This is a genomic window from Hydrogenophaga sp. RAC07 (assembly GCF_001713375.1).
Lineage (GTDB): Bacteria > Pseudomonadota > Gammaproteobacteria > Burkholderiales > Burkholderiaceae_C > Hydrogenophaga.
Genome location: NZ_CP016449.1, coordinates 2158073 through 2177732 on the forward strand (window position 1 = coordinate 2158073; position 19660 = coordinate 2177732).

The 19660-nt window shown below is 63.4% G+C and carries 22 protein-coding genes; 5 read left to right on the forward strand and 17 right to left on the reverse strand.

Features of this window, described 5'->3' with window-relative positions; translation table 11 throughout:
* The first annotated feature begins 68 nt into the window (after positions 1–68).
* On the forward strand, positions 69–995 hold the full coding sequence (locus BSY239_RS10105) for a LysR family transcriptional regulator (protein WP_069046742.1): 927 nt from the start codon (positions 69–71) through the stop codon (positions 993–995).
* Here the strand turns inward: BSY239_RS10105 and BSY239_RS10110 are convergent.
* The 8 genes from BSY239_RS10110 to BSY239_RS10145 are packed head-to-tail and all read right to left on the reverse strand — an operon-like array spanning position 971 to position 8286.
* On the reverse strand, positions 971–1720 hold the full coding sequence (locus BSY239_RS10110; RefSeq protein WP_069046743.1) for a GNAT family N-acetyltransferase: 750 nt from the start codon (positions 1718–1720) through the stop codon (positions 971–973). The genes BSY239_RS10105 and BSY239_RS10110 overlap by 25 nt on opposite strands.
* An 18-nt stretch (positions 1721–1738) precedes the next feature.
* Positions 1739–2212: a molybdenum cofactor biosynthesis protein MoaE gene (locus tag BSY239_RS10115; protein ID WP_069046744.1), complete on the reverse strand. Its 474-nt coding sequence runs from the start codon at positions 2210–2212 to the stop codon at positions 1739–1741.
* A 1-nt stretch (position 2213) separates the two neighbouring features.
* A complete protein-coding gene (gene moaD / locus BSY239_RS10120) occupies positions 2214–2465 on the reverse strand; it encodes a molybdopterin converting factor subunit 1 (protein WP_069046745.1) in 252 nt (83 codons plus the stop codon).
* Positions 2462–3745 carry a molybdopterin molybdotransferase MoeA gene (locus tag BSY239_RS10125; protein WP_069046746.1) on the reverse strand — a complete coding sequence of 428 codons (1284 nt, stop codon included), beginning with the start codon at positions 3743–3745 and terminating at the stop codon, positions 2462–2464. The genes moaD and BSY239_RS10125 overlap by 4 nt, the downstream gene beginning before the upstream one ends.
* Positions 3742–4275: a molybdopterin-guanine dinucleotide biosynthesis protein B gene (mobB, locus tag BSY239_RS10130; RefSeq protein ID WP_069048907.1), complete on the reverse strand. Its 534-nt coding sequence runs from the start codon at positions 4273–4275 to the stop codon at positions 3742–3744. Before mobB ends, BSY239_RS10125 begins: the two co-directional genes overlap by 4 nt.
* Positions 4272–5714, reverse strand: coding sequence for a threonine synthase (gene thrC, locus BSY239_RS10135; protein ID WP_069046747.1), 1443 nt, complete (start codon positions 5712–5714; stop codon positions 4272–4274). Before thrC ends, mobB begins: the two co-directional genes overlap by 4 nt.
* A complete protein-coding gene (locus BSY239_RS10140) occupies positions 5714–7036 on the reverse strand; it encodes a homoserine dehydrogenase (protein WP_069048906.1) in 1323 nt (440 codons plus the stop codon). The genes thrC and BSY239_RS10140 overlap by 1 nt, the downstream gene beginning before the upstream one ends.
* Positions 7037–7059: 23 nt before the next feature.
* Positions 7060–8286, reverse strand: a complete 1227-nt coding sequence (locus BSY239_RS10145; RefSeq protein ID WP_069046748.1) for a pyridoxal phosphate-dependent aminotransferase — start codon at positions 8284–8286, stop codon at positions 7060–7062.
* A 139-nt stretch (positions 8287–8425) separates the two neighbouring features.
* Here BSY239_RS10145 and BSY239_RS10150 point away from each other — a divergent pair, with 139 nt between their 5' ends.
* From BSY239_RS10150 to BSY239_RS22065, 4 genes are all read left to right on the forward strand, one after another.
* Positions 8426–8806, forward strand: a complete 381-nt coding sequence (locus tag BSY239_RS10150; RefSeq protein WP_069046749.1) for an Mth938-like domain-containing protein — start codon at positions 8426–8428, stop codon at positions 8804–8806.
* Positions 8807–8972: 166 nt separating this feature from the next.
* The gene (locus BSY239_RS10155; protein ID WP_069046750.1) at positions 8973–9449 is read left to right on the forward strand and encodes a peroxiredoxin; all 477 of its coding nucleotides are present in this window, start codon (positions 8973–8975) and stop codon (positions 9447–9449) included.
* Between the two features lie 187 nt (positions 9450–9636).
* The gene (locus BSY239_RS10160; protein ID WP_069048908.1) at positions 9637–11409 is read left to right on the forward strand and encodes a PhoH family protein; all 1773 of its coding nucleotides are present in this window, start codon (positions 9637–9639) and stop codon (positions 11407–11409) included.
* Positions 11410–11498: 89 nt separating this feature from the next.
* Positions 11499–12859, forward strand: a protein-coding gene (locus tag BSY239_RS22065) for an IS3 family transposase (RefSeq protein WP_442905800.1) whose coding sequence is annotated in 2 segments (ribosomal slippage) — positions 11499–11976 and positions 11976–12859 — 1362 coding nt in all. Because the reading frame shifts where the segments join, the coding sequence is not laid out codon by codon here.
* Between the two features lie 65 nt (positions 12860–12924).
* Here the strand turns inward: BSY239_RS22065 and dnaB are convergent.
* The 9 genes from dnaB to BSY239_RS10215 form a co-directional block, all read right to left on the reverse strand.
* The gene (gene dnaB, locus BSY239_RS10175) at positions 12925–14349 is read right to left on the reverse strand and encodes a replicative DNA helicase (protein ID WP_069046751.1); all 1425 of its coding nucleotides are present in this window, start codon (positions 14347–14349) and stop codon (positions 12925–12927) included.
* 200 nt (positions 14350–14549) lie between these two features.
* Positions 14550–15002 (reverse strand): 50S ribosomal protein L9, encoded by a 453-nt coding sequence (gene rplI, locus BSY239_RS10180; RefSeq protein WP_069046752.1) that lies wholly within the window; start codon positions 15000–15002, stop codon positions 14550–14552.
* Positions 15003–15015: 13 nt separating this feature from the next.
* On the reverse strand, positions 15016–15297 hold the full coding sequence (gene rpsR, locus BSY239_RS10185; RefSeq protein ID WP_056276851.1) for a 30S ribosomal protein S18: 282 nt from the start codon (positions 15295–15297) through the stop codon (positions 15016–15018).
* An 11-nt stretch (positions 15298–15308) separates the two neighbouring features.
* Positions 15309–15596: a primosomal replication protein N gene (priB, locus tag BSY239_RS10190; protein WP_056276853.1), complete on the reverse strand. Its 288-nt coding sequence runs from the start codon at positions 15594–15596 to the stop codon at positions 15309–15311.
* A gap of 26 nt (positions 15597–15622) precedes the next feature.
* Positions 15623–16021: a 30S ribosomal protein S6 gene (gene rpsF, locus BSY239_RS10195; RefSeq protein ID WP_056276857.1), complete on the reverse strand. Its 399-nt coding sequence runs from the start codon at positions 16019–16021 to the stop codon at positions 15623–15625.
* Between the two features lie 188 nt (positions 16022–16209).
* On the reverse strand, positions 16210–18321 hold the full coding sequence (locus tag BSY239_RS10200) for a sodium:solute symporter family protein (protein ID WP_069046753.1): 2112 nt from the start codon (positions 18319–18321) through the stop codon (positions 16210–16212).
* 4 nt (positions 18322–18325) lie between these two features.
* Positions 18326–18586 carry a DUF4212 domain-containing protein gene (locus BSY239_RS10205; RefSeq protein ID WP_069048909.1) on the reverse strand — a complete coding sequence of 87 codons (261 nt, stop codon included), beginning with the start codon at positions 18584–18586 and terminating at the stop codon, positions 18326–18328.
* 147 nt (positions 18587–18733) lie between these two features.
* Positions 18734–19312 (reverse strand): tetratricopeptide repeat protein, encoded by a 579-nt coding sequence (locus tag BSY239_RS10210; RefSeq protein WP_069046754.1) that lies wholly within the window; start codon positions 19310–19312, stop codon positions 18734–18736.
* Complete coding sequence (locus BSY239_RS10215; protein WP_069046755.1) at positions 19309–19605, reverse strand: hypothetical protein; 297 nt, start codon at positions 19603–19605, stop codon at positions 19309–19311. The genes BSY239_RS10210 and BSY239_RS10215 overlap by 4 nt, the downstream gene beginning before the upstream one ends.
* Positions 19606–19660 lie beyond the last annotated feature (55 nt).

A 19660-nucleotide genomic window follows, 5' to 3' on the forward strand; every position in this document is an offset into this window, starting at 1 on the left:
TTAATTTGCTGCGGTTTGCACAACAACATCAAAATCACGGGCTCACCTTTTCCAGATCGCGATCAATCATGGACACACTGGCCAACCTCAAAGCGTTCGTGGCAAGCGCCGAAACGGGCAGCTTCTCGGCTGCTGCGCGGCAGTTCGACCTCGTTCCCTCGGTCATCAGCAAACGGGTCGAGCAGCTGGAGTGGCGCATCCGGGCGCCCCTCTTCACGCGAACCACCCGCAAGCTCACCTTGACCGACGTGGGCGAGCGCTACTTGCCCGTGGTGCGGGCGCTGGTGCGCCAGGTGGACGACGCGCTGGCCGGCATGGCCCAGGCCAGTGGCGAATTGGAGGGGCACATCCGCATCAAGATCCCGACCACGCTGGGTGTGTTGAACCTGAGCGACCTGCTCAGCCGCTTTCTGGCCGAACAACCCCTGGTCAGCATGGAGATCGTGCTGGCGGACCGCTCGGTCAATCCGCTGGAAGAAGGCTTCGACATCGCCATCGGTGCCCGCCCCGAGTCCTACGGCCAAGTGAAGGACCTCCCGCTGTGCCCCGTCCGCCGCCAGCTGTGTGCCGCACCCGCGTACCTGCAGCGCCGGGGCACGCCCCAGCGTCCGGCCGACCTGATGGATCACGACTGCCTGGCGTTTGCCACCTCGGGAACGCGCTGGGAGTTCCAAGGGCCGCAGGGGCTGGTGGGGGTGGATGTGCGCGCCAAGCTCAAAAGCAACGACGGCATGGCGCTGCGCCAGGCCGCGCTGGACGGCATGGGCATCACGCTGCTGGCGGACTACCTCGTAGCCCCTTCTTTGGCCACCAGCAGCCTGCAGGTGGTGCTGCCGGACTACAAGTTGCCCGACCTGTGGCTCAAGGCGCTGGTGCCGGCCAACCGCATCGACCTTCCCCGCATCCGAAGCCTGCTGCATTGGCTCACCTTGCAACTGCAGTCGACTTCGCTGGGGAGCGCACCGGCCATTCAGTCCGATGCCTGGCGCCAGTAGGCGTAGCGCCATGCCACGGTGAGGCCGGCGCGGCGGTACAGGGCCAGTGCGGGCTGGTTGCTCGCATCGACCTGCAAGAAGACGCATGTCAGACCCCGACGCGCCGCCTCGGCGGCCATGGCGATCAGCACGCGCCCAGCCAGACCCTGACCGCGCCGGGCCGCCGCCGTGCGCATGCCGTGCACACCCAGCCACCCATGGCCGAACGAAGCAGCGCCGCAGGCCACCATTTGCCCCCGCTCACGCACCGAGGCAAACAGGGTGCCGGTGGCACGGCCAAGCGTTCGCGAGCGGCTGGCACCATCGGCGGGGTCCAGGCCCTCGCCCAGGAACATGGCCATCCACTCGGCATCCGGCGTGGTGTCCAGGTCCGCCGGCGGGCCGGCCGGCAAATCCAGCAAACGCTGAACTTCGCCGGTCATGGTCAGGGTGGGCTGTTCGCGCCGCCAGCCGCGCAGTGTCAGGGCGTCAAACCAGGGCTGAAAGGACGCCAGATCGGGCAGGCGCAAACGCGGCTCGAATCCCAGTGCGGCGTAACGCGCCATGATGGCAGGCAGCAGTTCGGGGTCGTGCTGTCCGTGGTGCAGCGGCACGGCGCTGCGGGCGCGGCCCACGGTGCCGTGGTCCATGGGCAGCAGCCAGCCGGGCAGCGACTCCACCACCTCGGGTGCCACCGCCTGCAGCGTGGCGCGTTCGATGGCGTCGATGTCGGCTGCGTCGAGCATGGACACGCCGCCGGCCGGTCAGCTGTTGGTGGCGGCGATGCCCCAGCGCGCCAACGCAGCGTCGTCGCTCACGCGTGCGTCCACCCAGCGCGCGCCCTCGGGCGTCTGCTCTTTTTTCCAGAACGGCGCCTGGGTCTTGAGGTAGTCCATGAGGAATTCGCAGGCCTGGAAGCTTTGGCCGCGGTGCGCCGAACTCACGGCCACCAGCACGATCTGGTCCAGCGGCTGCAACAACCCCACGCGATGGATGACGCGTGCGCCGAAGATGTCGAAACGGCGGTGCGCCTCGTCGATCATGGCCTCGATGGATTTTTCGGTCATGCCCGGATAGTGCTCCAGCTCCATGGTGCTGACGCTCAGACCGTCATTGCGATCCCTGACCGTGCCGATGAAGCTGCAGACCGCGCCAATGCCCTTTTCCGCTTCGCGCAGATGGGCAACCTCGGTGCTGAGGTCGAAGTCTTCGGTCTGGATGCTGACGCGAGCGCTCATGTCAGCCCCCAGTCACAGGCGGAAAGAAACCCACCTCGGCGCCCTCGCTGAGCACAGCGGTTTCGTCGCTCATGGTCTGGTTCAAGGCCACACGCACCGAATTGCCAGGCGCGAGCGCCTCGGCATAAGCGCCGCCGCGCGCCACGAGCTCGGCCCGCAGCTCGGCCAGCGTGCGGGCCTGGGTGTCGAGGGCTTCGCTGCCGGTGCCCAGGGCCTCGCGGATGGAAGCGAAATAACGCAGCTGGACTTTCATGCGAGCAGGTCCGACAAAGAAATGAATGAAACCGGATCGCCGTGGGCGATCGTGCTGCCGGCCGGGTTGTCCACCAGACCGTCGGCCCACACCACCGAAGTCAGCACTCCCGAGCTCTGGTTGGGGAACAGATCGAGGCCACCCGCAGCATTGCGGCGCACGCGCAGGAACTCGCGGCGTTTGTCGGCTTTGGCCAGCGTGAAATGAGCAGGCAGCGTGGTGGCTTTCAGCGCCGTTGCTTCGACGCCTTGCAAACGCAACAGAAAAGGCCGCACCAGGAGCAGGAAGGTCACGAAGCTGGACACCGGGTTGCCGGGCAGACCGATGAAGTGGCAAGGCTTGGCCGCATCGGCGCCGGCCCCGGCGTCGCGCTTCACGGTACCGTAGGCAAACGGCTTGCCCGGCTTCATGGCGATCTGCCAGAGGTCCAGGCTGCCGAGCTGCTGCACGGCGGGTTTGATGTGGTCTTCTTCGCCCACCGACACACCGCCGCTGGTGAGGATGAGGTCGTGGTGATCGGCCGCCGTCTTGAGCGCGGCCAGCGTCGCGTCGCGCTTGTCCGGCACGATGCCCAGGTCGCTCACCTCACAGCCCAGGCGGTGCAGCAGCGCGCGCAGGAAAAAGCGGTTGGAGTTGTAGATGGCGCCGGGCTTCATGGCCTCGGGCGGCACATCGCCCGGCATCACGAGTTCGTCGCCAGTGGAAAACAGCGCCACGCGCGGGCGCGCCACCACGCTGAGGTGCGCCAGGCCCAGGCTGGCGGCCAGACCCAGGCTCGCGGGCGACAGGCGTTCGCCTTTCGCCAGCACCACGGCGCCTCGCAGGACGTCTTCGCCCGCTCGTCGCACCCACTGCCCCGGCTGGGGAACGGCCTGGATGTGCACTCCGTGGATACTGCCACCCACCTCGATGGTGTCTTCCTGCATCACCACCGCATCGGCACCAGCGGGCATGGGTGCACCGGTGAAGATGCGCGCGCAGGTGCCGGGCTCCAGCGGTTCGCCTGCGTGGCCGGCGGCAATGCGCTGCGTCACGGCCAGCACCTTGCCGGGCTCGGTCACGTCGGCTGCCCGCAGGGCATAACCGTCCATGGACGAGTTGTCATTGGGCGGCACCTGCAGCGCAGACACCAGATCCTGCGCCAGCACACGGCCATCCGCCGCGAAGCTGGTCACGGTCTCGACGCCGGTCAAGGGGCGCGCGTGAGCGAGCAGATTGACCAAAGCGTCGTCCAGCGACTTCAGGGGTGCGCGGTGTTGGGGAGGTTGGGACGAAGTCATAGGCTCAACGGGGTGCGGTATTCAAACCGCTCCGCATTGTCGACCAACCACGCAGCCACGTCATCGGCCACGTTCAAATCCAGCACAGGGCAATGGGCAGCCACCGGCAGCGCACCGGCGTCATCGGTGGCGATGGCCACGATGTGTTGATCGCCCGGAAAGCGCAGCGGCTTGCCGTGACTCTGACGCCAGACCTCGACCTTGGGCAGGTTGCTCTGCTTGAAGCCCTCGACCAGCACCCAGTCGACATCGGCGCGCAGCTGGGCCAGCAGGTCGTGCACCGAATGCTCGGCGACGGCTTCGAGTTCGCGCATCAGCACCAGCCGTCTGGGCGAAGCGGCCAGCACCTCGAAGGCGCCGGCTTCGCGGTGGCGCCAGGTGTCCTTGCCCGGGTGGTCGATGTCGAAGCTGTGGTGCGCGTGCTTGACCACCGACACGCGCTGGCCACGCAGCTTGAGCGCAGGAATCAGCTGTTCGACCAGTGTGGTTTTGCCCGATCCCGAAAAGCCGGCGAATCCAACGACCCTCATGCGCGGGCGCACTGCTCGGCCACAAAGGCCTGCACGGCGGCGGTGCTTGCCAGCATCACGCGCACGCGCTTGGGCAGGTCTTCAATGCCTTCAAACTGCGGCGGGCGGTGCGGCTGCTGCCCCAACGCTTCCACGATGGTCTCGGCGAACTTGATCGGCAGCGCGGTCTCCAGAACGATCATGGACACGCCGGGCTGCAGGTGTTCGCGCGCCACTTTCACACCATCGGCGGTGTGGGTGTCGATCATCACGCCGTGGCGCTTGAACACATCGCGGATCGTATCGAGGCGGTCCTGGTGCGTGCTCTTGCCGCTGCGAAAACCATAGCGGGCGGCGGCGTCTGCAAATGCCGGGTCGGCACCCAGGTCAAAGCGACCTTCGCGTGCCAGCGCGTCCCCGAACAGCGCTTTGACGCGGGCGCCGTCACGGCCGAGCAGGTCGAACATGAAGCGCTCGAAGTTGCTGGCCTTGGAGATGTCCATTGACGGGCTCGACGTCTCGTGCGTGTCGGCGCTGGCGCGCACGCGGTACACGCCGGTGCGAAAGAACTCGTCGAGCACGTCGTTCTCGTTGGTGGCCACCACCAGCTGATCGATCGGCAGGCCCATCTGGCGCGCCACGTGGCCGGCACACACGTTGCCGAAGTTCCCGCTGGGCACGGTGAAGGAGACGCGCTCGGTGTCGTGGCTGGTCGCCTGGAAGTAGCCGGCAAAGTAATAGACCACCTGCGCCAACAGCCGCGCCCAGTTGATCGAGTTCACGGTGCCGATCTTGTGCGCGCGCTTGAACGCCAGGTCGTTGCTCACGTTCTTGACGATGTCCTGACAGTCGTCGAACACGCCTTCGATCGCGATGTTGTGGATGTTCTCGTCCATCAGGCTGAACATCTGCGCTTGCTGGAACGGGCTCATGCGCCCGTGCGGGCTGAGCATGAACACACGCACACCCTTCTTGCCGCGCATGGCGTATTCGGCCGCGCTGCCGGTGTCGCCCGAGGTGGCACCAAGGATGTTGAGTTCTTCGCCGCGGCGCGCCAGTTCGTACTCGAAAAGATTGCCCAGCAACTGCATCGCCATGTCCTTGAAGGCCAGCGTGGGGCCGTTGGACAGGGCTTCCAGGTAGAACCCTGACTCCAGCTTCTTCAGCGGCACGATCTGCGGGGTGCCGTAGACCGCTTCGGTGTAGGTCCTCTGGCACAGCGCGCGCAGGTGCGCGGGGGGAATGTCGTCGATGTAGAGCGAGAGGACTTCGAAGGCCAGCGCCGCGTAGCCACCGGCCGCCCCCTGGTTGAACACTTCGCGCCAGCGCGCCAGCGTGGCGGCATCGACCTGCGGGTAACGCTCGGGCAGGTACAGACCTCCATCGGGCGCGAGGCCTTCGAGCAGGATTTCGCAGAAGTGCTTGCGCGCCGGGTCGCCGCGCGTGGAGAGGTACAGCATCAGTTCAGCTCTTCCTTGCGGATGCGCACGATGGGTGCGAGCACGGTGGGCAGCTTCTGCAGCTGTGCCAGGGCGTCGTTCATGGTGCCTTCGCGGGTGTTGTGCGTGAGGATGATCAGATCCGTGGACGTGCCGCCTTCGCCACTCACCTCGTCGGCCTCGCGCTGCAGCACCGCGTCGATGCTGATGCCCGAGCCCGCCAGCAGACCGGTGACCTGGGCGAGCACGCCGGCCTCGTCGGCCACGCGCAGGCGCAGGTAATAGCTCGTCACCACCTCGCTCATGGGCAGCACGCTCAAATCGCTCATCGCATCGGGCTGGAAGGCCAGGTGCGGCACGCGGTGGTGCGGGTCGGCGGTGTGCAGGCGCGTGATGTCGACCAGGTCGGCGATCACGGCGCTGGCGGTGGGCTCGCTGCCCGCACCCTTGCCGTAGTACAGCGTGGTGCCCACGGCATCGCCCTGCACCACCACCGCGTTCATCGCGCCTTCCACATTGGCGATCAGGCGCTTGGCCGGCACCAGACTGGGATGCACACGCAGCTCGATGCCCTGGGCTGTGCGCTTGGTGATGCCCAGCAGCTTGATGCGGTAGCCGAGCTGTTCGGCGTACTTGATGTCGGTGGCGCTCAGCTGGGTGATGCCTTCCACATAGGCCTTGTCGAATTGCACCGGGATGCCGAAGGCGATCGCGCTCATGAGCGTGACCTTGTGTGCAGCGTCCACACCCTCGATGTCGAAGGTCGGGTCGGTCTCGGCGTAGCCCAGCCGCTGTGCCTCCTTGAGCACGACGGCAAAGTCCAGGCCTTTGTCGCGCATTTCGGAGAGGATGAAGTTGGTTGTGCCGTTGATGATGCCGGCGATCCACTGGATGCTGTTGGCCGTGAGGCCCTCACGCAGCGCCTTGATGATGGGAATGCCACCGGCCACCGCCGCTTCAAACGCCACCATCACACCTTTGGCCGAGGCCGCGGCAAAAATCTCGGTGCCGTGCACCGCCAGCAGCGCCTTGTTGGCCGTGACCACGTGTTTGCCGGCGGCGATGGCTTCCATCACCAGCGACTTCGCGATGCCGTAGCCGCCGATGAGCTCGATCACGATGTCGATGTCGGGGTTCGCAATGACCGCACGGGCATCGTTCACCACCTGCACGTTCGGGCCCACGATGGACTGCGCACGTGCGGTGTCGAGGTCGGCCACCATGGTGATCTCGATGCCACGGCCGGCGCGCCGGCGGATCTCTTCCTGGTTGCGCTGCAGCACGTTGAATGTGCCGCTGCCCACGGTGCCTATGCCCAGAAGGCCTACTTGGATCGGTTTCATGTCGGTCATGGTTGGGAGAAAAATCAGGTGCCGTGGCGTTTTCGCCAGCCCTCGAAGAACCGGGCGACGCGGTTGATGGCTTCACGCAGGTCGTCTTCGTGCGGCAGGAACACGATGCGGAAGTGCTGGTTATCGGGGTAGTTGAAGCCGGAACCCTGCACCAGCATCACGCGCGTTTCCTGCAGCAGTTCCAGGAACATCTGCTGGTCGTCCTCGATCGGGTAGATCTTTGGGTCGAGCTTGGGGAACATGTAGAGCGCGGCCGATGGCTTGACGCAGCTCACCCCCGGAATGGCGGTGATGAGCTCGTGGGCCAGATCGCGCTGACGGCGCAGCCGTCCGCCTTCGCCCACCAGATCGTTGATGCTCTGGTAACCGCCAAGCGCGGTTTGAATCGCCCACTGGCCCGGCACGTTGGCGCACAGGCGCATGTTCGAGAGCATGTTCAGGCCCTCGATGTAGTCCTTGGCCGGCTTTTTGTCGCCCGAGACGATGAGCCAGCCGGCTCGGTAACCGCACGAGCGGTAACTCTTGGAGAGCGAGTTGAAGGTCAGCGTGAGCACGTCGTCCGACAAGCTGGCAATCGCCGTGTGTTTGACGCCGTCGTACAGCACCTTGTCGTAGACCTCGTCGGCAAAGATCACCAGGCCATGCTCACGTGCAATCTCGACGATGGCCTTGAGCAGCTCGTCGGAGTACAGCGCGCCGGTCGGGTTGTTGGGGTTGATGACCACGATGCCCTTGGTGGCCGGTGTGATCTTGCGGCGGATGTCGTCCAGATCCGGCATCCAGCCGTTGGACTCGTCGCACATGTAGTGCACCGGCGTCCCACCCGAGAGACTCACGGCGGCTGTCCACAGCGGGTAGTCGGGTGCGGGCAGCAGCAGCTCGTCGCCGTCGTCCAGCAGCGCGTTGGTCGCCATCACGATCAGTTCGCTCGCGCCGTTTCCGAGGTAAATGTCGTCGAGCGTCACGCCCTTGATGCCCTGCGTCTGCGTCTCGTGCATCACCGCCTTGCGTGCGCCGAAGATGCCCTTGCTGTCCGAATAACCCGCCGAGTTCGGCAGGTTGCGGATCATGTCCTGCTGGATCTCCTCGGGCGCATCGAACCCAAACACCGCCAGGTTGCCGATGTTCAGGCGAATGATCTTGTGACCCTCGTCTTCCATCTTCCGCGCGGCGTCCATGATGGGCCCGCGAATGTCGTAGCACACGTTGGCCAGCTTGGCGGATTTCTGGATGGTCTTCAAAGTCGCTCCCTGGGGGTTCTGGGGTCGTGCGGCACGGTGTTCCCCGTGCACTGCACCGGGCGTTATATTCGGTCTCGTCTGCAGGGAAAACCTGCAATTTGACCACAGTTCTGCACCCCGTCCGATCGGCCACCGCCCCATGAAACTGCACTCCGACAAGCTGGATATCCAGTCCGTCACCGGCTATGGCGACGGCTGGATCGCGGTGAACGGGCAGCGCCATTTCAACAGCCTGGTGCTCACGCCCAAAGGCGCGTTGTTGCCGTGGCCCTGCGACCGCTTCGAATTGCTCGAAGCCTCGCACTTCGACCTGCTCGTCGAGCAGTCCACCGAGGCACCCGAACTCGTCGTTTTCGGCAGCGGTTCGAAGTTGCGCTTTGCACCACCGGCCTTGCTGCGGAGCTTGATGGCCCGGCGCATCGGTGTTGAAACCATGGACACGGCAGCCGCCTGCCGCACCTACAACATCCTGGCAGGCGAAGGCCGGCGCGTGGTGGCGGCTTTGCTGCTGGAGACCTGAAGCGCTGGCCGACGCCGGGGGCCTCCCGCATGACGGACGGGCCCAATCAGGGTAAAATAGCCGATTGTTTCCTGCCACGGGTCCCATTGCTGCAACGCAGGGCTCGCCGTGAAACAGCCGGGAAGCCAACGCATCACCACCAACTTACGTCAGGGGTCCACGCAGTATGGCAGTCGTTGTCAATAAACCCATTCCCGAATTCGAATCGATGGCCACCGGTGGCATCAAGGTTAGCAACCAGACACATCTGGGCCAGACCATCGTCTTGTACTTTTACCCCAAGGACAACACGCCCGGCTGCACCACCGAGGCCATGCAGTTCCGCGACAAGTACAAGGACTTCGTGAAGGCCGGCGCCCAGGTGTTCGGTGTCTCCCGCGACAACATGAAATCGCACGACGAATTCAAGACCAAGCTCGAGCTGCCGTTCGAGTTGATCGCCGACACCGAAGAAAAAATGTGCCACATGTTCGGCGTGGTCAAAAACAAGATCATGTACGGCAAGAAGGTCAAGGGCATTGAGCGCAGCACCTTCCTGATCGGCCCCGACGGTGTGTTGAAGGAAGAGTGGCGCGGCCTGAAAGTGCCGGGTCATGTGGAAGACGTGCTCAAGGCCGTCAAGACCCTCAAGAAAGCCGCCTGATTGGTGATCGGCAGTCTGGGCTGCTGACCTGAGGGGAGCCCGTCACGGGAGTCATGCATAATGATTTCATGACGCCGGGAAGCCTCTCATCCCCACCCCTTCTGCCCACTTCAAGCAGACTCCAAAGCCGCCCGGTCACCCCGGCGGCTTTTTGTTTTACAGCCTCGCGCTGAACACACAAGCCCACATGCCACTGCCCCCCGCCCCTTCCAAACGCGCCGCCCTCCTGTCACCCGAAGCCTACAGCCTCAAAGCGGCCGAAGAGCCTTTCGAGCTGGAGGTCGTCACAGCACCCGTTGTGGTCTTGCCTGAGGCCCAACCCGCACGATTGCCAGAGCGCGAAGCCGTGGCCCTGGCGCCACCCCCAGCAGCCAAAACCGCCGGTCGTGCAGGTGGCCGCGGACGCAAGCCGGCAGTGGCAACCCCTGTGGTGGCCGAGCGCTCGGAAACCGCACCCGTGCTGCAGAAAGCCACGACACCAGTGATTCCGGCTCCGCGAAGCCCACAGTCGGCGCAGGTCACGGCCTCGTCGGGTAGCCGCCGTCGTACTGCGGGCAAGGCAGGCAACGGCCCAGCCAGGCTGTTCGTGCTGGACACCAACGTATTGCTGCACGACCCGATGAGCCTGTTCCGCTTTGAGGAACACAACATCTTCCTGCCCATGATCGTGCTCGAAGAGCTTGATGGTCACAAGAAGGGCATGACGGAAGTGGCGCGCAATGGGCGCCAGACCAGCCGCACGCTCGACGCCCTGGTGGCGCAGCAAGGAGGTGACATGACCAAGGGCCTCAAGCTCTCGGCCACCGGTCACCACGGCGCGCGCGGCCTGCTGTTCTTCCAGACCGAACCGCTGGAAAGCAGCCTGCCATCCAGCCTGCCGCAAGGCAAGGCCGACAACCAGATCCTGGGTGTGGTGCATTCGCTGCGCCAGCGCCATCCCGAACGTGAGGTCATCCTGGTGTCGAAAGACATCAACATGCGCGTGAAAGCGCGCGCGCTCGGCCTGGCAGCAGAAGACTACCAAAACGACAAGACGCTGGACGACGGCGAACTGCTGTACGCGGGCGCGCTGGCGCTGCCGCAGGACTTCTGGACGCGCCAGAGCAAGACCATTGAGAGCTGGCAGAGCGGCAGCCACACCTTCTACCGCGTCAGCGGTCCGGCGGTGGGGCAGTTCTACATCAACCAGTTTGTGTATTTCGAAGCGCCGGGCGAGCCTTCGCTGTACGCCCGTGTGACCGAAATCCGCGACAAGACAGCGGTTCTCAAGACACTCAAGGACTACACCCACCTGAAAAATGCCGTGTGGGGCGTGACCAGCCGCAACCGCGAACAGAACTTCGCGCTCAACCTCCTGATGGACCCCGAGATCGACTTCGTCACGCTGGCCGGCACAGCCGGCACCGGCAAGACGCTGATGGCCTTGGCCAGCGGTCTCACCCAGGTCCTCGACGACCGCCGCTACACCGAGATCATCATGACCCGTGCCACCGTGAGCGTGGGCGAGGACATCGGCTTCCTGCCCGGCACCGAAGAGGAAAAGATGGGTCCCTGGATGGGTGCGCTCGACGACAACCTGGAGTTCCTGGCCAAGGGTGACGGTGGCAACGCAGGCGAATGGGGCCGCGCGGCCACCAACGAGCTGATCCGCAGCCGCATCAAGGTCAAGAGCATGAACTTCATGCGCGGCCGCACCTTCATGAACAAGTACGTGATCATCGACGAGGCGCAGAACCTGACGCCCAAGCAGATGAAAACGCTGATCACGCGAGCCGGCCCGGGCACCAAGATCATCTGCATGGGCAACCTGGCACAGATCGACACGCCTTACCTGACCGAAGGCTCGTCAGGCCTCACGTTCGCAGTGGACCGCTTCAAGGGCTGGCCGCACGGTGGGCACATCACGCTGGCGCGCGGTGAGCGTTCACGCCTGGCCGATTTCGCTTCCGAGGTGCTTTGATTCGAAGGCTCAAGATGCCAACAAAAAACCCGGCCACGTGAACTGCACCCCAAAAGTTGGACATCAATCCAACCTTTGGGGTGTTTTTCATGGCGAGACACGATGAGAGCTTCAAGCTCGAAGTGGTACAGCAATATCTTTCTGAGTCTTCAGGCGCGCGAACGATAGCCTTGCGATATGGGCTGGACCACGGGACAGTGCGCCGCTGGGTCGAGGGGTATCGCCTTCATGGAGTGGAAGGGCTGCGCAAGAAGTTCAGCCACTACGACGAGCAGTTCAAGATGAACGTGCTGTGCCGGATGTGGCGAGAGGAGCTTTCCTGCCGCCAGGTGACTGCATTGTTCGATATACGCGGTGGGCATGGCGTCGTATCGGGCTGGGAGCGTCAGTATCATGAGGGCGGTATAGACGCCCTCAAGCCCAAACGACGACGCGGCCCGAAGTTGATGACAGCGCCCAAGCCACCCGATCCCCCGCCACCACATGCCAACGACGTAAGCACGCTGGACGCGCTGCGCAAGGAAAACGAACATCTGCGCGCGGAGGTGGCGTACCTAAAAAAATTGGATGCCTTGGTTCGAGTGAATCGGCAAGCTGCGCAGAAAAAGCGCAAGCCGTGATCGGACTGAGGCAGGACCACCCGTTACCCGCGCTGCTCAAGGCCGCAGGGCTGTCGCGCAGCACGTTCTACTACCAGGCCAAAGTGCTTGAAGCCGGCGACAGGTACGCTGGGCTGAAGACGCGCATCCGTGCCATCTACGAGCGCCACAAGGGCCGATACGGATATCGGCGCATCACTGCTGCTCTTTGCCATGCAGGCGAGGTCATCAACCACAAGACTGTTCAGCGTCTGATGCAGGCTCTTGGCCTGAAATCTCTGGTGCGACCCAAGAAGTACCGCTCCTACCGTGGACAGATCGCCGCCGCTCCCAATTTGCTGAATCGCCAATTCGAGGCCAACGGAGCAAACCAGAAATGGGTGACTGATGTGACCGAATTCAATGTCGGGGGCAACAAGCTCTACCTGTCCCCGGTGATGGACCTCTACAACGGGGAAATTGTGGCCTACGAGATGCTTGAGCGCCCTGTCTTCGCGCTGGTGGGGCGCATGCTGAAGAAAGCGCTGGCCCGGCTCTCAGACCAAGATTCGCCGCTGCTTCACTCCGATCAGGGCTGGCAGTACCAGATGCCCGCCTACAGACGCCAACTCATCGACCATGGACTGCACCAAAGCATGTCGCGCAAGGGCAACTGTCTGGACAACGCAGCGATGGAGAGCTTCTTCGGCACGTTGAAAAGCGAGTTCTTCTACTTGACCAAATTCGCAAGCATCAAGCAACTCCAGCAAGGCCTACATCGCTACATCCACTACTACAACCACCACCGCATCAAGCTCAAACTCAAAGGCCTGAGTCCAGTTCAATACCGGATTCAGGCCTTGAGCCGCTGACTTCTAACCGTCCAACTAATTGGGGTCAGTTCACACGGCCGGGTTTTTTGTTGTGCACCATCTGATCAGAAGTCGCCACCGCCGGCCAGACTCTCGAAGCGCGTGAGCATGTTCAGGAAGGCCAGCTTCACCGTGCCCGTTGGGCCGTTTCGCTGCTTGCCGATGATGATCTCGGCCACACCGGGTTCCTTGCACGCGTCCTTGGTGTAGTACTCGTCGCGGTAGATGAACATGATGATGTCCGCATCCTGCTCGATGGCGCCCGATTCGCGCAGGTCGCTCATCATGGGGCGTTTGTCGGTACGGGTCTCCACACTTCGGTTGAGCTGCGAGAGCGCAATCACAGGACACTGCAATTCCTTGGCCAGCATCTTCAGGCCACGCGAGATCTCGCCCAGCTCGGAAGCTCGGTTGTCACCGTCGCCACCGCTGCCGCTCATGAGCTGCAAGTAGTCCACCACGATCAGGCCGAGCTTGCCGCACTGGCGCGAGAGGCGTCGTGCGTTGGCGCGCAGCACGCTGGCGGTGAGACCCGGGGTTTCGTCGATGTGCAGCGACACGTTGCGCAGCTTCTCGATGGCTTCGGTCAAGCGCGGCCACTCGTCGTCGGTGAGTTTGCCGTTGCGCAGGTGGGACTGGTTGATCCGGCCGATCGAGCCGACGATACGCACCGCCAACTGCGAGGCACCCATCTCCATGGAAAACACCGCCACCGGCAGGCCTTCGTTGAGCGCCACGTGTTCGGCGATGTTGATCGCAAACGCGGTCTTGCCCATGGACGGGCGCGCGGCCAACACGACCAGATCACCGGCTTGCAGGCCTGAAGTCATGCGGTCCAGATCGACGAATCCGGTGGGCACGCCGGTGATGTCGTTGGGGTTGTCGGCCATTTCCTGCACGCGGTCGAGCAGCTCGACCACCAGCGTGTCCATGCCCTGGAAGCCCTCCTTCATCCGCGAACCTTCTTCGCCGATGTTGAAGATCTTCTGCTCAGCCTCGTCGAGGATCTTGTCGACCGACTTGCCCTGCGTGTTGAAGGCTGCGGTGGCGATCTCGTCGCTGGCAGCCACCAGTTTGCGCAGGATGGCGCGCTCACGCACGATCTCGGCGTAACGTCGGATGTTGGCCGCGCTCGGCACGTACTGCGCCAGCGAGTTCAAGTAAGCCAGACCCCCGGCTTCCTCGGCTTTCCCGAGGTTCTGCAAGTGCTCGAAAACGGTCACCACGTCGGCGGGCTTGCTGGCGTTGACCATCGTGGCGATGGCCGAGTACGTCAGGCGGTGTTCGTAACGGTAGAAGTCGGAGTCGTTGACAAGATCCGCCACCCGGTCCCACGCGCCGTTGTCGAGCAGCAGGCCACCGAGCACGCTGGACTCGGCTTCGATGGAGTGCGGGGGAACACGCAACTGAGCGACCTGGCGGTCAGCTCCGCCGGCCTCGTCCAGGCCGGCATCAAAGGAGGAGAAGGAACTGGAAAAAACGGCGGACATCGGCGTGCAAAAAGTAAAGGGCCATGGTACGCGCTGGACCGTGGGAAGTCATGGGACAAGTCTGTGGACAAGTCCGGTAAAAGGGGTGGATGACGGACGGCCGGGCGGGCCTTTGGCGCAGCACCATACGCACACAAAAAAAAGCCGCAGCCCGAAGGGCGGCGGCTTTCGAGCGAAGCGCCTGAGCGCTCGCGCGGGACTCAGGCGGTTTCGCCGAGCACCGTGACGTTGACGTCGACCGTCACGTCGGTGTGCAGGTTCACGCTCACCGTGTAGTCGCCCACGTTCTTCAGGGGACCATTGGGCATGCGCACTTGCGACTTCGCAACCTTGAAGCCTTGTTTGTTCAGCTCTTCGGACACGTCGTGGTTGGTGACAGAGCCGAACAGGCGACCGTCAACACCGGCTTTTTGCGACAGCTTGACCGTCACAGCGGCAAGCTTCTCGCCCAAAGCCTGGGCTTCGGCGTGTTTGGCAGCGGCCACTTTTTCGAGTTCGACGCGGCGTGCTTCGAATTCGGCGATGGCGTTTTGCGTGGCGCGGCGGGCGCGGCCGGACGGAATCAGGAAGTTGCGGGCGTAGCCGTCCTTGACCTTGACCACATCGCCGAGGGCGCCGAGATTGACAACTTTGTCGAGCAGGATGATTTGCATGTCAGGCTCTCTTTCAGACGCGGTGCTGGTCGCTGTAAGGCAACATGCCGAGGAAGCGCGCACGCTTGATGGCGGTGTTGACCTGACGCTGGTAGAAGGCACGCGTGCCGGTCAGGCGCGCGGGGATGATCTTGCCGTTTTCGGCGATGAAGTCGCGCAGGACATCCACGTCCTTGTAGTCGACTTCTTCGACGTTGGCCACGGTGAAGCGGCAGAAGCGCTTGCGCTTGAACAGCAGCGATTGGGTGTTGCGCTTGGGGCGCTTGTCTTTGTTGAAACGTTTGGGTGACGCCATGATGGGCCTTCCTATGTCTTGCTGAAATCTTGGATGTGGAACACCACGCCTTTGCCGTTGCGCGCGTTGGTCAGGAAGCCGTGAAACTCACAAACCGAATCGAGACCCTGTCGGGAGAGGATTTCGGCGTGCGACCCGAAGGCGATGGCCCTGAGTTGCAGTTTCACTTGCCTGGGGGTGTCCAGTTCGACAATCTGCGACTCGTGTTCGAGCACGAGGTTGACGGCCGGTATGCCTGCCGGTGTGTACCGCAGGCTCTGCACCTGCACCACCACGGCCGACAATTGAGTCTGGTTCACCCGTTGACGTTAACGCGCACCGGGCATCATGCCTGGGCCTGTTCCTGCGGTTGGTGCTGCTGGGGGCGCTGCTCTGGCTGCTGAAGCTTGCGGGCTTCTTCGCGCTCGACCGACTTCATCATGGACGAAGGACCGGTGTCGGCTTTTTTGCGCAGCACGGTGAGGTGGCGCAGCACGGCGTCGTTGAACTTGAAGGCGTGCTCCAGTTCGGCCATCACGGCCTGATCGGCCTCGATGTTGACGCACAGGTAGTGGGCCTTGGACAGCTTGTTGATCTGGTAAGCCATCTGGCGACGACCCCAGTCTTCAACGCGGTGGATCTTGCCGCCGCCGGCGGTGATCATGCCCTTGTAGCGCTCCAGCATGGCTGGAACTTGTTCGCTTTGATCCGGATGGATCAGCAAAACGATTTCGTAATGACGCATGGACTCTCCTTGTGGATTCGCCCACCTGCAAAGGCGGGCTTGGGTTGGAGCTGCCCCCAGCGTCAGATGGGGTGCAGCAAGGCAAGCCCACGATTCTAGCAAAAAACCCGGCCAGTCGTGAAACTGGCCGGGTTCCTGGGCTCACCGGCCGCCGAAGCGGGCAGTGAGCAGGGTGACTGAGGCTGCGCTCAGTTCATGCGCAGGCTGGGGTAACGCACGTGTTCCACCAGCTGCTGGACCTTGCGGCTCGGGGCCGGGGTGACCAGGCTCAGCAGGATGATCACGGCAAAACCGACCGGCACGCCAAACACGCCGGCCGAGATCGGCAGGATGCCGAACCACAGCTCGATGGGCGAGGTCACGCCGAAGATGCCGCGCATCCAGGGCTGGGTGGTCACCATGTAGTACACGGTGATGCCCAGACCGGCGACCATGCCGGCGGAGGCGGCAATGCCGGTGGCGCGCTTCCAGAAGATGCCGAGCACCAGCGCCGGGAAGAACGCTGCCGCCGCGAACGAGAACGCCGCAGAGACCAGGAACAGGATGTCCGCCGGTTTCTGCGCCGCCACATACGCCGCACACAGGGCCACGATCAGCAGCAGCATCTTGGAGATGGTGACGCGGCGGGCCGTGGATGCGTTGGGGTCGATCATCTTGTAGTACAGGTCGTGCGACAGCGCGTTGGCGATGGTGAGCAGCAAACCATCGGCCGTGGACAGCGCAGCGGCCAGGCCACCGGCGGCCACCAGACCCGAGATCACGTACGGCAAGCCACCAATTTCAGGCGTGGCCAGCACGATGATGTCGCCACCGATGGTCATCTCGTTGAGCTGCAGCAGGCCGTCCTTGTTGATATCGGTGATCGACATCAGCGAAGGATCCACCTTGTTCCACGAAGCCACCCAGGCGGGCAACTGGTCAAACGGCGTGCCGACCAGCACATGGAACACCTCGTATTTCACCAGCACGGCCAAAGCCGGGGCGGTGAAGTACAGCAGGAAGATGAAGAACAGCGACCATGTGACCGACTCGCGCGCTTCCCGCACGCTGGGCACCGTGTAGTAGCGCATCAGGATGTGCGGCAGCGCGGCCGTGCCGATCATCAGGCAGAAGATCAGCGCCAGGAAGTTCAGCCGCGAGGTGTCGTAGGCCGCCACGGCGGCTGCATCACCATTGGGATCTCCCGAGAACTGCTGCGCGTGCGGCGGCATGCCGTTGAGCGGTCGCGCCTTGGTGTCGGCAGCGGCTTTGGCGCGCGTCCAGGCGGCCTTGGCTGCAGCTTCGTCCTTGGGCAGATCCGCAATCGCCTTTTCAGCAGCGGAGAGCTCGGCCGACGGTGCATTGGCAGCGCGCAACTGGGCCAGCTTGGCTTCGGCGGCGGCCTTGTCGGCAGCCAGCGCAGCGGCGGGGTTCTTGAGCTTCTCAGCCAGTGCGGCCGAACGCTGCTTGAAGATCTCGCGAACTTCCAGCTCTTTCGGATCGGCTGCCAGCAGCTTTTCCTTGGCCGTGACCTTCTCCAGCTGGAAGCCGTAGATGGCCTGCGGCACCGGCACGCTGGTCTGTTTTACCGACAACCACACCACCGGGATCATGTAAGCCACGATCAGGATGATGTACTGCGCCACCTGCGTCCAGGTCACGGCGCGCATGCCGCCCAGGAACGAGCACACCAGAATGCCGCCCAGCCCCAGGAAGATCCCGAGTTCGAAAGCCACGCCGGTCAGGCGCGAGGTGATCAGGCCCACGCCATAGATCTGCGCGACCACGTAGGTGAACGAGCAGAGAATGGCCGCAAAGATGCCGATGAAACGAGGCAGGTTGCCGCCGTAGCGCTCACCCAGGAAGTCGGGAATGGTGAACTGACCGAACTTGCGCAGGTAGGGTGCGAGGAACAGCGCCACCAGGCAGTAACCACCGGTCCAGCCCATGATGAAGGCCAGGCCGCTGTAGCCGGTCAGGTAGAGCGTACCGGCCATGCCGATGAACGACGCGGCAGACATCCAGTCCGCGCCCGTGGCCATGCCGTTGTAGACCGCTGGAACCCGTCGCCCCGCCACGTAGTACTCGGCGGCGTCGGTGGTGCGACTCATGATGCCGATGCCGGCGTACAGGCCGATGGTGGCGAGCAGAAAGATGAAGCCGATCCATTCGCGCGACAACCCCATTTGCTCGAGGATGGCCAGGGCCACCACGAACACGAAGAAGCCACCGGTGTACCACTTGTACACCTTGTTGAGCTGCTGTTTGAATGCCTTGTTGCTGCCGGAGCCGCCGGCGCCCGTTTCGAACATGCCTGCCATGGTGTTATTCCTCGGTCTCTTCGACACCGTGTTCGATGTCGAGTTTGTTCATGTACCAGGCGTAGTACCCAATGATCACGCAGTACACAGCCAAGGCGCCTTGTGCACCCACCCAGAAGCTGAACGGCCAACCGAAGAAGTTGAAGCTCAGTTCACGTGCGAAGTAGCTCACCACGAACGTCACGACGAACCATATTGCGAGCAATATGGCGGTGACGTTGAGGTTTTTCCGCCAGTAGCGGCGGTGCTTGTCAGTCAGTTCCATGCGATCGACCTCCATCAAGAACACCCTCTCGGGCACATCACGGACACCACCCCAGTCCCCCCGGGCAGCCTGCAACCCGTCCGCGTTTCTCGGCAACCGGCTCCCACCGGCTCCCCCTTTTGGCGGCTGCGCAGCAGCAGCGTGAAATCAGGCCTGGGCTTGTTGCCCAAGACCGGTCTCACGCTCCAGCTGAGCGGCCACTTTCGGCTCGAACTTTTGGAGGTGGCGAATGATCTTCGCGGCCTCGTCGGGTTCTTGCCGGTCCACATGAACCCGGGCCAGCTGGTACCAGCCGTAGGGGCTCATCGGTTGCAGTTCGGTGTTCTTGCGCAGGGCGGTGACGGCTTCGTCGAAGCGGCGCTGGCGGATGAGACTCAGGGCCAGGCCGTACCAGGCCCGGTCGAGTTGCGGATCGAGTTCGGTGGCGCGCCGGAAAGCCGCTTCGGCTTGTTCCAGGTGGCCCATTTCTTCGCTGAGGTAACCCAGGTTGAACCAGCCCGCGGGCTGGGTGGGCTGGGCGGCCACCAGTTGCTGCAAAGCCTGCTGTGCGCCGGCCTTGTCGCCGAGCTCGGCCAGCAGGTGGGCTCGGGTGGCCAGCGCGTAGGGATCGGTCGCGTGTGTGTCGAGCAGGTCACCCACCCGCTCCAGTGCTCGCTCGCGCTGACCAAACAGCACCAGCGCGCGAATCTGCAGCTGGACGAACTTGCGGTTGAGCGTACGGTTCATTGACACAGCGCCACCCCGATCTTCAAACAATGGTTGACCTTGGTCAGCGTCACCGCCACCCAGATGAAGGCCAGAAGGAAGAACGCCACCAGAGGCAGGTGGCGTTCGAGCACAAACTTTGGCGTCACCAGACGGGCCACCTGCACAAACGGTTTTCCCATTTGTTGAAGCACCTGGTAGAAGAGATTGGTGTCCCTGCGCTTGCCGGCGAGCAAGCCCAGCACCCATTGGCCGACGAGCGCCAGCAGGGCGATTTCGGTGATCAGCTTGACCGCGGAAATGAAGAACAGCATGGGCACTTCGATTGTTTGGCGCCATTCTGGATTTGCAACTTACCGCTTTCTTACA

What these genes read in the sequence shown, in the direction of transcription:
- BSY239_RS10105 (WP_069046742.1), top strand. Translation starts at nt 69, where the DNA reads ATGGACACACTGGCCAACCTCAAAGCGTTCGTGGCAAGCGCCGAAACG.
- BSY239_RS10110 (WP_069046743.1), bottom strand. Translation starts at nt 1,720, where the DNA reads ATGCTCGACGCAGCCGACATCGACGCCATCGAACGCGCCACGCTGCAG.
- BSY239_RS10115 (WP_069046744.1), bottom strand. Translation starts at nt 2,212, where the DNA reads ATGAGCGCTCGCGTCAGCATCCAGACCGAAGACTTCGACCTCAGCACC.
- moaD (WP_069046745.1), bottom strand. Translation starts at nt 2,465, where the DNA reads ATGAAAGTCCAGCTGCGTTATTTCGCTTCCATCCGCGAGGCCCTGGGC.
- BSY239_RS10125 (WP_069046746.1), bottom strand. Translation starts at nt 3,745, where the DNA reads ATGACTTCGTCCCAACCTCCCCAACACCGCGCACCCCTGAAGTCGCTG.
- mobB (WP_069048907.1), bottom strand. Translation starts at nt 4,275, where the DNA reads ATGAGGGTCGTTGGATTCGCCGGCTTTTCGGGATCGGGCAAAACCACA.
- thrC (WP_069046747.1), bottom strand. Translation starts at nt 5,714, where the DNA reads ATGCTGTACCTCTCCACGCGCGGCGACCCGGCGCGCAAGCACTTCTGC.
- BSY239_RS10140 (WP_069048906.1), bottom strand. Translation starts at nt 7,036, where the DNA reads ATGAAACCGATCCAAGTAGGCCTTCTGGGCATAGGCACCGTGGGCAGC.
- BSY239_RS10150 (WP_069046749.1), top strand. Translation starts at nt 8,426, where the DNA reads ATGAAACTGCACTCCGACAAGCTGGATATCCAGTCCGTCACCGGCTAT.
- BSY239_RS10155 (WP_069046750.1), top strand. Translation starts at nt 8,973, where the DNA reads ATGGCAGTCGTTGTCAATAAACCCATTCCCGAATTCGAATCGATGGCC.
- BSY239_RS10160 (WP_069048908.1), top strand. Translation starts at nt 9,637, where the DNA reads ATGCCACTGCCCCCCGCCCCTTCCAAACGCGCCGCCCTCCTGTCACCC.
- dnaB (WP_069046751.1), bottom strand. Translation starts at nt 14,349, where the DNA reads ATGTCCGCCGTTTTTTCCAGTTCCTTCTCCTCCTTTGATGCCGGCCTG.
- rplI (WP_069046752.1), bottom strand. Translation starts at nt 15,002, where the DNA reads ATGCAAATCATCCTGCTCGACAAAGTTGTCAATCTCGGCGCCCTCGGC.
- rpsR (WP_056276851.1), bottom strand. Translation starts at nt 15,297, where the DNA reads ATGGCGTCACCCAAACGTTTCAACAAAGACAAGCGCCCCAAGCGCAAC.
- rpsF (WP_056276857.1), bottom strand. Translation starts at nt 16,021, where the DNA reads ATGCGTCATTACGAAATCGTTTTGCTGATCCATCCGGATCAAAGCGAA.
- BSY239_RS10200 (WP_069046753.1), bottom strand. Translation starts at nt 18,321, where the DNA reads ATGGCAGGCATGTTCGAAACGGGCGCCGGCGGCTCCGGCAGCAACAAG.
- BSY239_RS10205 (WP_069048909.1), bottom strand. Translation starts at nt 18,586, where the DNA reads ATGGAACTGACTGACAAGCACCGCCGCTACTGGCGGAAAAACCTCAAC.
- BSY239_RS10210 (WP_069046754.1), bottom strand. Translation starts at nt 19,312, where the DNA reads ATGAACCGTACGCTCAACCGCAAGTTCGTCCAGCTGCAGATTCGCGCG.
- BSY239_RS10215 (WP_069046755.1), bottom strand. Translation starts at nt 19,605, where the DNA reads ATGCTGTTCTTCATTTCCGCGGTCAAGCTGATCACCGAAATCGCCCTG.